We start from the raw sequence: 14,122 nt of genomic DNA, 5'->3' as shown, positions 1-14,122 counted from the left end.
CTGTTTTTCCGGCGAATTGACGGAAAAACCACCCGTTCTGTTTGATTTGGTACTACCAATCGCCCTTCCTTGAAAAAATTTGCGCTTGGGAGTGCAAAACCCATACCAATCTGATATAATGGTCACGCGTGGGCGGACGGCGTGCCGGACCGCCCTGATCCGAACTCTTTTTTGGAGGCTTTTCTTATGGGATCTATGGGAGCCATCGTGTTCCTGCCCCGGGAGGACGACACCCCCTCCCTCATGCTGCAAGACATTCTCTTTGACCCCGCCTGCACCTGGCTGTCGGCTGCGCTGGAGCGCGCCGGTGTGGGCCGGTTCCTGGTGGTCTGCCACGGCGACGACCAGGCCGCCGCTGAGGGGTGCTTCCCCGCCGGGACCCAATTCGTCACCGAGGGCGCCGGCGACGCCGCCGGACGCCTGTCCGCCTTCCTCTCCGACCTGGAGGGCTCCGTGCTGGTCTTTACCCGCCCCGTCTTCCTGGACGACCAGGGCGCCGGCCGGCTCACGGGCCGTCTTGACGGCGGTCTGCCCCGTGGAGAGGACGCCGGCGTCTACGCTGTGGACGCCCAGGCCCTCTGCTCCGCCATGGAGGCCGGCGGCGACTTCCTCACTGCCGTCCGGACCCAGGGAGGCGTCTTCGGCGTCACCCCCGGGACCTATGAGGGACTGCTCCCCCTGGACCGCTGCGCCCCCACCTGGGACAGCGCCCAGTACTTCGCCCGCCACGCCTCGGTGGCCCGGCTCTCCGAAGCCGCTGTCCGCTTCATCGACAAGGAGCAGGCCTACATCGGCCCCCGGGTGCAGGTGGGCGGCGGCACCGTCATTCTCCCCGGCACCATCCTGCGGGGGAATACCGTCATCGGCCGGCGCTGTGAGATCGGCCCCAACACCATGATCCGGGACTGCACCATCGGCGACGAGGTGACGGTGAACGCCTCTCAGCTCAACGAGTCCACCGTGGACGACGGCACCAACGTGGGGCCCTTCGCCTACGTCCGGCCCAACTGCCACGTGGGCAAGAACGTGAAGGTGGGCGACTTCGTGGAGCTCAAGAACTCCACCATCGGCGACGGCACCAAGATCTCCCACCTCACCTACGTGGGGGACACCGACGCCGGCGCCCACATCAACTTCGGCTGCGGCACGGTGACGGTGAACTACGACGGCACCGCCAAGTTCCGCACCACCATCGGCGACAACGCCTTCATCGGCTGCAACACCAACCTGGTGGCCCCGGTGAAGATCGGCGACGGGGCCTACACGGCGGCGGGCAGCACCGTCACCGAGGATGTGCCGGCGGACAGTTTGTGCATCGCCCGCTCTCCCCAGACCATCAAGGTCCAGTGGGCGGCCAAGCGCCGCCGGGCCAAGGGCAAAAAGTGAGTGACATGCAGGCAGAGGCCTGTGGCATAAAAAAGGAAAGAAAAAAATAACATTTTGTGAGGGATGCTGAAATGATCGCACACGGCAAGGACATCAAGATCTTCGCAGGCAACTCCAACCCCAAGCTGGCGCTGGACATCTGCAAGAAGCTGGGTACCCAGCTGGGCAACGCCGAGGTGGGCACCTTCTCCGACGGTGAGAAGTCCGTGTCCATCTACGAGACCGTCCGCGGCTCCGACGTCTTCGTGGTCCAGTCCACCTGCTCCCCTGTCAACGACAATCTGATGGAGCTCCTCATCATGATCGACGCCATGAAGCGGGCCTCCGCCGGCCGGATCACCGCCGTGGTCCCCTACTTCGGCTACGCCCGTCAGGACCGCAAGACCAAGCCCCGCGACCCCATCTCCGCCAAGCTGGTGGCCAACCTCATCACCCGCGCCGGTGCTGACCGGGTGCTGACCATGGATCTCCACGCCAACCAGATCCAGGGCTTCTTTGATATCCCCGTGGACAATCTGCTGGGCTCCCCCATCTTCGTCCACCACTTCATGGAGAAGTACAAGGACTGCCACGAGGAGGTCATGGTGGTCTCCCCCGACGTGGGCTCCGTGGCCCGCGCCCGCGCCTTTGCACAGAAGCTGGATATGCCTCTGGCCATCGTGGATAAGCGCCGCCAGAAGGCCAACTCCTCCGAGGTCATGAACATCATCGGCGACGTCCGCGACAAGCGCGTCATCCTCCTGGACGACATGGTGGACACCGGCGGGTCCCTCTGCGGCGCGGCCAAGGCCCTGGTGGAGATCGGCGGCGCCAAGTCCGTCACCGCCTGCGCCTCCCACGGCGTCCTCTCCGGCCCCGCCATCCAGCGCATCCAGGACAGCGTGCTGGACGAGGTCATCTTCCTCGACACCATTCCCGCCCGTCCGGAAGTGAATTGTGCTAAGATTAAGTATCTCTCTGTGGCTGAGATGTTCGCCGAGGCCATCGAGCGCATCTACGAGGAGATCTCCGTCTCCAAGCTCTTCAACTGACGCATCACTCCAATCTAAGACCATAAAAAGGGGCAGAGCCAAGGCTCTGCCCCCTTTGGCCGTTTGCCGTCTTTTTCCGGCCGGCGGCCCTGCGAGGTGTACTATGCTTTTCAACAAAAAGAGCGGCGGCGTGGACTGGCTGCTGGTGTGCCTGGGCAACCCCGGCGACCAGTATGAAAACACCCGCCACAACGTAGGCTTTATGGTGGCCGATGAGCTGGGCGAGCGCCACAACATCCCCATCCAGCGTCTGAAGTTCCGGGCCCTCACCAACACCATCACCGTGGGGGACGAGAAGGTCCTCCTCATGAAGCCGGTGACCTATATGAACCTGTCCGGCGAGGCCGTCCACGAGGCCGCCGCCTTCTACAAGATCCCGCCGGAGCACGTCCTGGTGATCTCCGATGAGGTGTCCCTGGCCCCGGGCAAGATCCGGGTGCGCCGGTCCGGCTCCGCCGGCGGCCACAATGGCCTTAAAAACATCATCGCCCACCTGGGCACCGACCAGTTCCCCCGCATCCGGCTGGGCGTGGGCCAGAAGCCCCACCCCGACTACGACATGGCCGACTGGGTCCTGGGCAAGTTCCAGGGCGAGGACAAAAAGGCGGTGGAGGAGGCGGTCAAGCGTGCCGCCGACGCCGCCGAATGTCTCATCCGCGAGGGTGTGGACAAGGCCATGAACCGGTACAACGGATGAGCCGCCGGAAAAAGAAGGCATCCAAAGTCCCCCAGCGGCTTGACTGGGCGGATGTGGCCAAGGGGATCGGCATCCTCCTGATGGCGGTGGGCCACTCCGCCATTCCCCCGGATCGCTGGGGAATCTGGATCTACTCCTTCCACATGCCCCTCTTTTTCTTTCTCAGCGGCTACTTTTTCTCCCTGCGTCCCGGCGGAGTGGCAGACACCATCCGCCACAAGGCCTTCCCCATCCTCATGCCCTACCTCTCTTACAGCCTGGGCATGTGGCTCTGGAACACCCTCCGGGCCCTCTCCTCCGGCGCGGCCGTGGATCTCCAGCCGCTGCTGGGCATCCCGCTTCAGTGGCCGGGTACACCCTGGAGCGGCACCGCCTGGTTTTTCATGGGCCTTTTTGTGGCCGAGTGTGTCTTTGCTCTGGCCGTGCGCCTCACCCGGGAGCGCCCCCTCCCCCTGCTGGCCGTGACCTTCGGCCTGGCCGCTGTGGCCTGGATATACGCTTGTCTGGGCGGCCCCAGGCTCCCCTGGCGGGCCGACGCCGCCGCCCTCCTTCTGCCCTACCTGGCTCTGGGCCTGCTCTTCCGCCGGCACCAGGAGGAACTGGCACGCCCCTTCCGCCGGAGCGGCCCCTACTGGGCGCTCACCCTTGGCCTGCTGGCCGCCAATCTCCTCCTCACCTCCGCCAACGCCCGGTTCGGCTCCACCCACATCGACTACAACCTGAGGCTCCTCAACGAGCCCTTCACCGCTTACGGCGCCGGTATCTGCGGCCTGGCCTTCTGCCTGCTGCTGTGCCGGAAGCTGCCCCCCATCCGTCCCCTCCTCACCATCGGCCGGGAGAGCGCCGCCTATTACGCCGTGGGCTGGCTGGGCTCCAACGTGGTCCATTACGCCGTGCGGGCGGTGTGCCCCGTCTCCGGCATGCCCCTGCTGCTGGTCCACCTGCTGGCCCTGTGGCTGGTACCGCTCCCCTTCCTCTATCTCCTGGAGCGCCGCTGCCCCGCCCTGCTGGGCAAACGCGCCCCCACACCCGCCCCCGTCCGCTGATCCCCCTCTATCTTCCAGAAGGAGCGCCGCCATGAAAGAGCTTCTCCACATCCTAGACCGGGTGCCAGAATTCGGCTCCCTGCTCACCGCCCTGGATTCCGGCGCCTGCCCGGCGGCCGTGTCCGGCCTGGCGGCGGTCCACCGCGCCCATTTTGCCGCCGGGCTCCGGGCCAAGGCCGGCCGGCCGGTGGTGGTGGTGTGCCCCGACGAGGGGGAGGCCCAGCGCCTGGCCGAGGACCTGCACGCCTTCACCAGCGAGGCCGTTCTCACCCTGCCCAGCCGGGAGTTCACCTTCCACGACGCCGCCGTGGTCTCCCGCCAGTGGGAGCACCGTCGCCTGGCCGCCCTGCGCACCCTGGCCCAGGACGAGCCGCCCCTGGTGGTCACCACCCCGGAGGCCCTCCTCCAGCGGACTCTGCCCAAGCACCTCCTGCTCCAGACCGTCCACACCCTGCGGGTGGGAGAGGTCCACGACCTCAATGAACTGGCCGAGACCCTCACCGCCGCCGGCTACGTCCGCTGCGACCAGGTGGAGGGCGTGGGCCAGTTCGCCCTCCGTGGCGGCATCCTGGACCTCTTTTCCCCCGCCTGCGCCGAGCCCATCCGCTGCGAGTTCTTCGGGGACGAGATCGACGCCATGGGCACCTTCGACCCCGCCACCCAGCGCCGGGTGGAAAACCGCCAGGTCTGCGACATCCTGCCGGTGGCCGAGGTGCTGCCCCAGCTTGCTCCCGGCGGCTATGCGGGCCTCACCGAGGCCATGGACGGTCTCATTTCCCAGGCAAAGGGCTCCAAGGGGGACCATTCCTCCCTCCTCACCACCCTCTCTCAGGACCGGGAGCGGCTCTCCCAGGGCCTCTCCTTCCCCGCCATGGACCGCTATCTGGCCATCATCTACCCCGAGCTGGCCACGGCGGCGGACTACCTGCCCGCCGACGCGGTGGTCTGCCTGGCCGAGAGCCCCCGGGTGGCGGAGCGGGCCCGGAACTACCTCTGGCGCATGGAGGAGGACGTGAAGACCCTGCTGGAATCCGGACTGGTGGCGGGGCAGATCGCCCGGTTCGTCCGCACCTTTGAGGAGCTGATGGCCCGGCTCTCCGGCTACCCCGTGGTCTTCCTTGACACCTTCACCTCCAACACCTACCCCCTGCGGCCCAAGTCCCTGCTGGACGTGCTCACCAAGCAGCTCCCCTCCTACGGCGCCAGCCTGGAGACCGCCGCCGCCGACCTGGAGCACTACCAGAAGGCGGGCTTTGCCACTGTAGTCCTGGCCTCCGCCGAGCGCCGGTGCCTGGACCTCCAGGCCATGCTCCGGGAGAAGAAGGTCCGCACCGCCGTGGACTTTCAGCTCCATGAGCTCCCCGGCCCCGGCAAGGTCGTCATCTGTCTGGGCGGCCTCTCCGCCGGCTTCGAGTACCCCGGCGCTGCCTCCGCCGTGCTCACGGAGGGCCGGGCCGTCCCCACCCGGAAGGTCCGCACAAAAAAGGACTCCAGCCGGCAGAAGCTGGCCTCCTACGCCGACCTCTCCCCCGGCGACCTGGTGGTCCACGAGCACCACGGCATCGGCCGCTACGTGGGCATGGTAAAGATGAGCACCGACGGGGTGCAGAAGGACTACGTCAAAATCGCCTACGCCGGCTCCGACGTGCTCTACGTCCCCGCCACCCAGCTGGACCTGGTGAGCAAATATATTGGCTCCGGCGACGACACCGAGCACAAAAAGCTCAACAAGCTGGGGGGCAGCGACTGGGAAAAGACCAAGACCCGGGCCAAGAAGGCGGTCCAGGACCTGGCCAAGGGCCTCATCCAGCTCTACGCCCAGCGGGAGCGGCTGCCCGGCTATGCTTTCGCCCCCGACTCCCCCTGGATGCGGGAGTTCGAGGACCAGTTCGAGTACACCGAGACCGACGACCAGCTCCGGTGCATCCAGGACATCAAGCGGGACATGGAGACGCCCAAGCCCATGGACCGGCTCCTCTGCGGCGACGTGGGCTACGGCAAAACCGAGGTGGCCTTCCGGGCCATCATGAAGTGCGTCCTGGACGGCAAGCAGGCCGCCATCCTGGCCCCCACCACCGTCCTGGCCCGGCAGCACTACCTCTCCGCCCGGCGGCGGTTCGCCAAGTTCCCCGTGGAGATCGACGTGGTCTCCCGGTTCCGCACCCCGGCCCAGATGCGCCAGACCCTCATGGACCTGCGGGCGGGCAAGGTGGACCTCCTCATCGGCACCCACCGCCTCTTTAATAAGGACGTCCAGTTCAAGGACCTGGGTCTGCTGGTGGTGGACGAGGAGCAGCGCTTCGGCGTGGCCCACAAGGAGAAGCTCAAGGAGCTCTCCAAGCAGGTGGACGTGCTCACCCTGTCGGCCACCCCCATCCCCCGCACCCTCAACATGGCCCTCTCCGGCATCCGGGACATGTCCACCCTGGAGGAGCCCCCCCAGGACCGGCAGCCGGTGCAGACTTACGTGCTGGAGCACGACTGGTCGGTGCTCCGGGACGCCATGAGCCGGGAGCTGGAGCGGGGCGGCCAGGTCTACTACCTCCACAACCGTGTGGAGACCATCGACCGCACCGCCGGACGCATCCAGGCCATGCTGCCCGAGGCCCGGGTGGCGGTGGCCCACGGCAAGATGACCCAGGAGGCCATCAACGATGTCATGAGCCAGATGACCGACGGCGAGGTGGACATTCTGGTGTGCACCACCATCATCGAGACGGGCATCGACATCCCCAACGCCAACACCCTCATCATCGAGGACGCCGACAAGATGGGCCTGGCCCAGCTCCACCAGCTCCGTGGGCGGGTGGGCCGGTCGGCCCGGCGTGCCTTCGCCTATATGACCTACCGGAAGGGCAAGGTGCTCACCGAGGTCCAGACCAAGCGCCTGGCCGCCATCCGGGAGTTCGCCGAGTTCGGCTCTGGCTTCAAGATCGCCATGCGGGACCTGGAGATCCGGGGCGCCGGCAACGTGCTGGGCCCTGAGCAGTCCGGCTTCCTGGTGAGCGTGGGCTACGACATGTACCTCAAGCTGCTGGAGGAGGCCGTGCTGGAGGAGAAGGGCGAGACCGCCCAGCTCCCCGCCGAGTGCGCCGCCGACCTCACCGTGGCCGCCTCCATCCCCGACAAGTACGTCCCCTCCCCCGAGCAGCGCATGGACCTCTACCGCCGCATCGCCCGCATCCGCAGCGAAGCCGACGCCGACGACCTGGTGGATGAACTCATCGACCGCTACGGCGACCCGCCCCGCACCGTCAACAACCTCATCTCGGTGGCCCTCCTCCGCGCCGCGGCGGCGGCCTGCGGCATCTCCGAGATCGCCCAGAAGGGGGAGCGGCTCCTCTTCGTCCTCTCCCAGGTGGATTTCCAGAAGGTCTCCGCCCTGTGCGGCGGCCAGGCCTACCGGGGCCGTCTCCTCTTCTCCGCCGGGGAAAAGCCCCACCTGGCCCTCAAGCTCAAAAAGGGGGAGGACCCCCTGAAGCTGGCCACCAAGCTGGTGGAGGACTACGCCGCCCCGGCCAGTCCACCGCCCGACGCCCCCCCCGCCCCCTGAGCACGGGACGTATACCATTCCCATTCGGACCCCGGCCTATGTGCCGGGGTCCGAGCCTGTCGATCAAGTCGACAGGCTCTCTCGCACGTGCAAGCACGTGCTCGAAAGGTTACAGCCTGCTGCGTCGCACTCGCTATGCTCGCACGCTTGCAGGCTGAGAAGTGTTTTTTCCGAGGCACATGTCCCCGGAAAAAACAGATTTGACTTACTTCCGTCGTCCGCGGACGACGGAACTCTGCGAGGCTTCTGCACAAATTCTAAAGTATTTCTGCTTTTTCAAGGAGTTGTGGACACCGGCCAATCTGGCCGGTGTCCTTTTTTAAATTGGTAGGACCACTCATTCTGTTCAGAAGACAATCGCCGCACCTCAATAAACGCTCGTTCCGCACAGCGGAACAAAATCGTCTCCAAATCTTTAAAATGGGAGAAAATACAGCGATCGCGCACTTATTTGTGAGGTTCCCCTCACCTCGCGGTTGCTTTTTTGGGAACAATCATATATAATACTCCCCAGAAGCAAGTGGATGGGAAAGCACAAGCTCTAAAAAATTTTACTTAACTGGAGGTCAGATACCCATGAGAGATGTCTACATTGTTAATTGCTGCCGTACCGCTGTTGGCTCTTTCGGCGGAAGCCTGAAGGACACCCCCGCCGTGGATATGGGCGCCGTTGTCGTCAAGGAAGCCCTCAAGCGCGCCAATGTGGCCCCTGAGAACGTGGACGAAGTCATCTTCGGCGGCGTGCTCACCGCCGGTCTGGGCCAGAACGTGGCCCGTCAGGTCATGGTCAAGGCTGGCATTCCTTACAGCGTGCCCGCCTTCACCGTGAACATGGTGTGCGGCTCCGGCATGAAGAGCGTCATGGAGGCTGCCCGCGCCATCATCTGCGGCGACGCCGACGTCATCGTGGCCGGCGGCACCGAGAGCATGTCTCAGGCTCCCTTCGCCCTCCCCGACGAGCGCTGGGGCGCCCGCATGGGCGACAAGAAGGTCGTCGACACCATGATCAAGGACGGCCTGTGGGACGCCTACAACAACTATCACATGGGCACCACCGCTGAGAACATCTGCGACATCTGGGGCATCACCCGTCAGGAGCTGGACGAGTTCGCCGCCGCCTCCCAGCAGAAGGCCTGCGCCGCCATCGAGTCCGGCCGCTTCAACGACGAGATCGTCCCCGTGATGGTCAAGAAGAAGAAGGAAATGGTCGAGTTCAAGGTGGACGAGTACCCCAAGGCCGGCACCACCACCGAGTCCGTTTCCAAGCTGAAGGGCGCCTTCCCCGTGGGTCCCGAGGGCGTTGAGGACGCCGTTGTCCACACCTTCCAGCCCACCCAGATCCACGAGGCCGATGCCCGCAAGCACGTCCAGCGCGTCACCGCCGCCAACGCCTCCGGCCTGAACGACGGCGCTGCCGCCATCATCGTCGCCTCCGGCGAGGCCGTGGAGAAGTACGGCCTGAAGCCCATGGCCAAGCTCATCGGCTGGGGCCAGGGCGGCGTCGATCCCAAGATCATGGGCGTTGGCCCCGTGCCCGCCTCCCGGAACGCCATGGCCAAGGCCGGCGTGACCATCGACGACATCGACCTCATCGAGGCCAACGAGGCCTTTGCCGCTCAGTCCGTGGCCGTGGGCCGTGAGCTGGGCTTCGACCTGAGCAAGCTCAACGTCAACGGCGGCGCCATCGCCATCGGCCACCCCATCGGCTGCTCCGGCGCCCGCATCATCGTCACCCTGCTCCACGAGATGCAGAAGCGCCCCGATGCCAAGAAGGGCCTGGCTACCCTGTGCATCGGCGGCGGCATGGGTGTCGCCACCATCTTCGAGAAGTGCTGATTGTCCTGGGCCGACCTGAGCAGAGGTGACCCATGGATGTTCAGAAGCTGTATGAAGAGAAGCTGACCACCGCCGCCGAGGCGGTCAAGGTGGTCAAGTCCGGGGACTGGGTGGACTACGGGTGGTGTACCAACCATCCCGTGGCTCTGGACAAGGCCCTGGCAGAACGCAAGGACGAGCTTACGGATGTGAAGGTCCGGGGCGGCGCCACCATGTGGATGCCGGAGATCGCAAAGGCCGGAAGATGCTGCTGAGCACTTCGTCTGGAATTCCTGGCATATGAGCGGCATCGACCGCAAGATCGTGGCCAAGGGCATGGGCTACTTCAGCCCCATGCGCTACTCCGAGCTGCCCCGCTTCTACCGGGATGACCTCCAGGTGGACGTGGCCATGCTCCAGGTCACACCCATGGACGCCCACGGCAACTTCAACTTCGGGCTGGTGACCTCCCATATCGCTGACATGCTGGCCAAGGCCAAGGTGGTCATCGTGGAGGTCAACAAGAACCTGCCTTGGGGCATTGGTCTCACGGGCAGCGAGATCAACATCAAGGACGTGGACATGGTTGTGGAGGGTGACAACCCGCCGGTGGCCCAGCTGGGCATCGGCGGCATGCCCAACACCATCGCCACCGATCCCCGGTCCACCATCCACTACCTGGTCACAGAGTACGGCATGGTGAACCTGAAGGGGACCACCACCTGGGAGCGGGCGGAGAAGATCATCTCCATCGCCCACCCGGACTTCCGGGAGCAGCTCATCCAGGACGCCGAGAAAATGGGCATCTGGCGCAGGAGCAATCGGGTCTGAGTCCGTCACCGGCGGACTATATGCCGCCCCAACGGGACGAGGACGCGTATTTCCCCATCACCATTCCGGGCGGGATCTTTCCAAAAGATCCCGCCCTTTTTTACGGGTGTTTTTTTGCAAAATCACCCCGGTATTTTGAGTTTTGGCGGGGGCATAGGTGTTGCCACCGCCTGGAAAAAGTGCTAGAATACGAGTGAGCATCATAGTACCGACAGGAACGTGGGTCCCCTGCCGGGACTACCTGCCATTATTATTAGGAGGGAACGAACAGTGGCTAAAATTATTTCCGTGGAGGAAGCCGTAGCCATGATCCCCGACGGGGCAACCATCATGTTTGGCGGCTTCCTGGGCTGCGGCAGCGCCCATCACATCATCGAAGCCCTGGCCAACAGCGGCAAGAAGGACTTCACCATCATCGGCAACGACTGCGGCATGGCGACCGGCCCCAATGGCGAGGAATTTTACGGCATGGCCAAGCTGGTCCACAATCATCAGGTTAAGCACGTCATCGCGACCCACGTGGGTATGACCCCCGACGTGGCCACCCAGAGCATGGTGGACAAGACCCTCACCGTCGACCTCATTCCCCAGGGCTCCCTGGCTGAGATGATCCGGGCCGCCGGCGCCGGTCTGGGCGGCGTGCTCACCCCCACCGGTGTGGGCACCATCGTGGAGGACTCCCCCTTCTGCCTGGGCAAGCAGACCATCGACGGCAAGGATTACCTGCTTATGAAGCCCATCCACGCCGACGTGGCCGTGGTCAACGCCCACATGATCGACAAGTTCGGCAACATGTGGTACAAGGGCACCACCCGTAACTTCAACACCGTCATGGCCACCGCCGCCGACCTGGTCATCGCCGAGGCCGACAACCTGGTGGAGATCGGTGACATCGCCCCCGAAAACGTCGTCACCTCCGGCGCTTTCGTCAACTACATCGTGGATGGAGGGAAGCTGTAATGGAAAAGTCTGAGATCAAAGGCTTCATTGCCAAGCGCGTGGCCAAGGAGCTCAAGGACGGCGACGTGGTGAACCTGGGCATCGGCCTGCCCACCATGGTCCCCGCTTATCTGCCCGAGGGCGTGCATGTGGTCCTCCAGTCCGAGAACGGCATCATCGGCACCGGCAGCAAGCCCACCGCCGACGAGGCTGAGCCCTCCTACAAGACCGACGCCGGCGGCGCTCCCGCTCAGGCTGCCAAGTTCGGCTGCTACATCGACTCCGCCACCTCCTTCGGCTTCATTCGCGGCGGTCACGTCAACGCCACCATCCTGGGCGGCCTGGAAGTGGACCAGGAGGGCTCTCTGTCCAACTGGATCATCCCCGGCAAGAAGATGCCCGGCATGGGCGGCGCCATGGACCTGCTGGTGGGCGCCAAGACCGTCATCGTGGCCATGGAGCACACCGCTAAGGGCAAGCCCAAGATCCTGAAGAAGTGCACCCTGCCCTACACCGCCGTGCACTGCATCACCAAGATCATCACCGAGATGTGCGTGATGGAGGTCACTGAGAACGGCCTCGTCATGACCGAGATCAACCCCGAGTTCACTGTGGACGACGTCAAGGCCGCTACCGAGGCCGACTTCACCGTGGCCGAGGACCTGAAGGACATGACCGCCTGATTCAGGCCCCTTTATCATCGAACAAGCCCGCCCCGGACCGCTGGTCCGGGGCGGTTTTTTCTGTTTTCCGGGCGGCAGATCGGCCCTGTGATGTGAGTAGGGGCGGATATCATCCGCCCGTAAGCCTTCCCCTGGGGGTCTGACTGTCCGGTGGACAGTCAGAAGAAATGACCTTCTTCCTTAACCCGTGGTGGCGGCGCAAGCCGTCAGATGAGGGGGGACTTTGAGCGTGGTTTACGCTTTGTTTTCTTTCTGCTACGTTTAAGGACGGGAGAGACGGCTCAAAACCCATTTCTTTTTCCCTGCTGGAAAAAGAAATGGGTTTTGGAATCCAAAGAAAAAGGGGCTCCCGTGCGGGTTGAGTGGCTCCAAATAGGAATCCGGCGGCCCGTCTTTACGCCCCCATTGAGCACCAGCACCGTCCACAGGAGACTCCGCCGGTGGAACAGGGAAAACCGGTGGTTCTATCCCCACTTTTTTCGCCGCCTGCGTGGGTGGGGGGCGGGGCGTGGTGGCGCTGTCTGGTATTGCCGTTTCTGCGACGCGGGAGGGTTGTGCTGGCCGCCGCAGACCTTCCCCTCGTGGAATTACAAAAAACACGGGCGCTGCCGGTCGTCAGCGCCCGTGTTTTTTAGTATGGTGCTCAATGCTCTATTTACTGCTTATTTCCCGTGACCGGGCGTAGACGCCGGATACGTTGAACGTCCGGAGCGGTACCAAAGTTCTTTTTGCCTACTTTTTCTTTCAAGAAAAAGTAGGGCAAGAAAAAGTAGGTTACTTACCCACAATCTTGTGGCACTCGTTGACGGCCCGCTCCACGGCGTTGAGGATGTTCTGGTAGCCGGTGCAGCGGCACAGGTGCCCCGAAATGAGCTTGCGCAGCTCCTCCCGGGTGTACTGCTTGCCCGAGCCCACGATCTCCACCGCCGACATGATGATGCCAGGGGTGCAGAAGCCGCACTGGACGGCGGCCTCCTCAATAAAGGCCTTCTGAATGGGATTGAGCTCGCCGTTCTCACCCTGGAGGCCCTCCACGGTAAGGATATGCTTGCCCTCGCACCAGGCGGTGAGGTAAATGCAGGAGTCGATGGCCACCCCGTCCACCAGGACGGTGCAGGCGCCGCACTCCCCCACCTCGCAGCCCCGCTTCACGCTGGTGAGGCCCAGCCGGTCCCGGAGGGTGTCCAGCAGGGACTCCCGCAGGTCGTAGCCCACCTCCACCGGCTTGCCGTTGACGGTGCAGTGCAGAATCTCCATCATACCTGAGCACCTCCCTTCCGGGCCGCCTCCAGGAGGGCGCGGCCGGAGAGCTCCTTCACCAGCTGGACCCGGAACTCCCGTGAAGCCCGCCAGCTGGTCCGGGGATTGATGTCCTGAAGGGCCAGGTCCCCGATCTGCTCCGCCGCCTGGGCCACGGTGAGGCCCCGGACCCCGTCCTCGGCGGTGCGGGCGCGGATGGGGGTGGGCGCCGCCACGCCGAAGGCCAGGCGCACGTCCTCACAGACGGTCCTGTCCGCCGACAGCTTCACCAGGCAGCTCACCCCCAGGGTGGCGATGTCCATGGCGTTGCGTTGGGCGTATTTGATGTAGTGGCCGGTCCACCCCTCGAAGTTGGCCTTGGGGATGACGATGCGGCACAGGAGTTCGGCGGGCCGGAGGTCCACCTTGCCTACCCCCTTGTACCAGTCGTCGATGGGCACCACCCGCCAGCCGTCGGGACCCTGGACGTGCATCTGTGCGCCGAAGACCATGAGGGTGGAGGCGGTGTCGGCGGAGGTGACGCCGTTACACACGTTGCCGCCGATGGTACCCACCGCCCGGAGCTGAGGCCCGCCGGCCATATCGGCGGCCTCCCCCAGCACGGGGACGTGGGCTCGGATGAGGGGATCAAAGGTCACGTTGTGGAAGGTGGTGAGGGGCCCGATGGCCAGGTCGCCGTTCTCCTGGACCTTGACGCCAGCCAATTCGGCGTCCAGGCCGTGGATGGACACCAGCCGGCAGCCCGCCAGCTTGCCCTCCCTGATTTTAATGAGTACGTCGGAGCCTCCGGCGATGACCACCGCCTGGGGGTCCTTTTCCAGGGCGGCGATGGCGTCGGCCACCGACGCCGCCCGGTAGATGGATGTCAGGTCATACATGGC

Annotated in this window: 10 protein-coding genes and 1 pseudogene; 9 read left to right on the top strand and 2 right to left on the bottom strand. The window is 64.5% G+C overall.

The window, feature by feature from the left end; translation table 11 throughout:
* Positions 1-186: 186 nt before the first annotated feature.
* The 9 genes and pseudogenes from E0E29_RS04980 to E0E29_RS04940 all read left to right on the top strand — a co-directional run bounded on the left by E0E29_RS04980 (position 187) and on the right by E0E29_RS04940 (position 11,981).
* Positions 187-1,386 (top strand): DapH/DapD/GlmU-related protein, encoded by a 1,200-nt coding sequence (locus E0E29_RS04980; protein ID WP_130848901.1) that lies wholly within the window; start codon positions 187-189, stop codon positions 1,384-1,386.
* A gap of 71 nt (positions 1,387-1,457) precedes the next feature.
* On the top strand, positions 1,458-2,417 hold the full coding sequence (locus E0E29_RS04975; protein ID WP_130848900.1) for a ribose-phosphate pyrophosphokinase: 960 nt from the start codon (positions 1,458-1,460) through the stop codon (positions 2,415-2,417).
* 103 nt (positions 2,418-2,520) lie between these two features.
* Complete coding sequence (pth, locus tag E0E29_RS04970) at positions 2,521-3,114, top strand: aminoacyl-tRNA hydrolase (protein ID WP_130848899.1); 594 nt, start codon at positions 2,521-2,523, stop codon at positions 3,112-3,114.
* A complete protein-coding gene (locus E0E29_RS04965) occupies positions 3,111-4,160 on the top strand; it encodes an acyltransferase family protein (protein WP_165449794.1) in 1,050 nt (349 codons plus the stop codon). Before pth ends, E0E29_RS04965 begins: the two co-directional genes overlap by 4 nt.
* Positions 4,161-4,191: 31 nt before the next feature.
* Entirely contained in the window at positions 4,192-7,713 is a 3,522-nt protein-coding gene (gene mfd / locus E0E29_RS04960) for a transcription-repair coupling factor (RefSeq protein WP_130848897.1), read from the top strand.
* A 576-nt stretch (positions 7,714-8,289) separates the two neighbouring features.
* Entirely contained in the window at positions 8,290-9,549 is a 1,260-nt protein-coding gene (locus tag E0E29_RS04955) for an acetyl-CoA C-acetyltransferase (protein WP_130848896.1), read from the top strand.
* 32 nt (positions 9,550-9,581) lie between these two features.
* Positions 9,582-10,359: pseudogene (locus tag E0E29_RS04950) on the top strand (acetyl-CoA hydrolase/transferase C-terminal domain-containing protein).
* Between the two features lie 270 nt (positions 10,360-10,629).
* Positions 10,630-11,319 (top strand): CoA transferase subunit A, encoded by a 690-nt coding sequence (locus tag E0E29_RS04945; RefSeq protein WP_130848895.1) that lies wholly within the window; start codon positions 10,630-10,632, stop codon positions 11,317-11,319.
* Positions 11,319-11,981: a 3-oxoacid CoA-transferase subunit B gene (locus E0E29_RS04940; protein WP_130848894.1), complete on the top strand. Its 663-nt coding sequence runs from the start codon at positions 11,319-11,321 to the stop codon at positions 11,979-11,981. Before E0E29_RS04945 ends, E0E29_RS04940 begins: the two co-directional genes overlap by 1 nt.
* Before the next feature lie 774 nt (positions 11,982-12,755).
* On the opposite strand, the gene xdhC is transcribed toward E0E29_RS04940, so the two are convergent.
* A complete protein-coding gene (gene xdhC, locus E0E29_RS04935) occupies positions 12,756-13,241 on the bottom strand; it encodes a xanthine dehydrogenase subunit XdhC (RefSeq protein ID WP_130848893.1) in 486 nt (161 codons plus the stop codon).
* Positions 13,238-14,119 (bottom strand): xanthine dehydrogenase subunit XdhB, encoded by an 882-nt coding sequence (gene xdhB / locus E0E29_RS04930; protein WP_130848892.1) that lies wholly within the window; start codon positions 14,117-14,119, stop codon positions 13,238-13,240. The genes xdhC and xdhB overlap by 4 nt, the downstream gene beginning before the upstream one ends.
* Positions 14,120-14,122 lie beyond the last annotated feature (3 nt).

This window comes from Intestinimonas timonensis (assembly GCF_900626145.1).
GTDB classification, from domain to species: Bacteria; Bacillota; Clostridia; order Oscillospirales; family Oscillospiraceae; genus Intestinimonas; species Intestinimonas aquisgranensis.
The sequence above is the reverse complement of the archived record's forward strand: the minus strand, read 5'-3'. Positions and strand labels throughout refer to the sequence as shown.

Coding starts and splice junctions, on each gene's coding strand:
- E0E29_RS04975 (WP_130848900.1), top strand. CDS start 1,458: ATGATCGCACACGGCAAGGACATCAAGATCTTCGCAGGCAACTCCAAC.
- mfd (WP_130848897.1), top strand. CDS start 4,192: ATGAAAGAGCTTCTCCACATCCTAGACCGGGTGCCAGAATTCGGCTCC.
- xdhB (WP_130848892.1), bottom strand. CDS start 14,119: ATGTATGACCTGACATCCATCTACCGGGCGGCGTCGGTGGCCGACGCC.
- xdhC (WP_130848893.1), bottom strand. CDS start 13,241: ATGATGGAGATTCTGCACTGCACCGTCAACGGCAAGCCGGTGGAGGTG.
- E0E29_RS04965 (WP_165449794.1), top strand. CDS start 3,111: ATGAGCCGCCGGAAAAAGAAGGCATCCAAAGTCCCCCAGCGGCTTGAC.
- E0E29_RS04980 (WP_130848901.1), top strand. CDS start 187: ATGGGATCTATGGGAGCCATCGTGTTCCTGCCCCGGGAGGACGACACC.
- E0E29_RS04940 (WP_130848894.1), top strand. CDS start 11,319: ATGGAAAAGTCTGAGATCAAAGGCTTCATTGCCAAGCGCGTGGCCAAG.
- E0E29_RS04955 (WP_130848896.1), top strand. CDS start 8,290: ATGAGAGATGTCTACATTGTTAATTGCTGCCGTACCGCTGTTGGCTCT.
- pth (WP_130848899.1), top strand. CDS start 2,521: ATGCTTTTCAACAAAAAGAGCGGCGGCGTGGACTGGCTGCTGGTGTGC.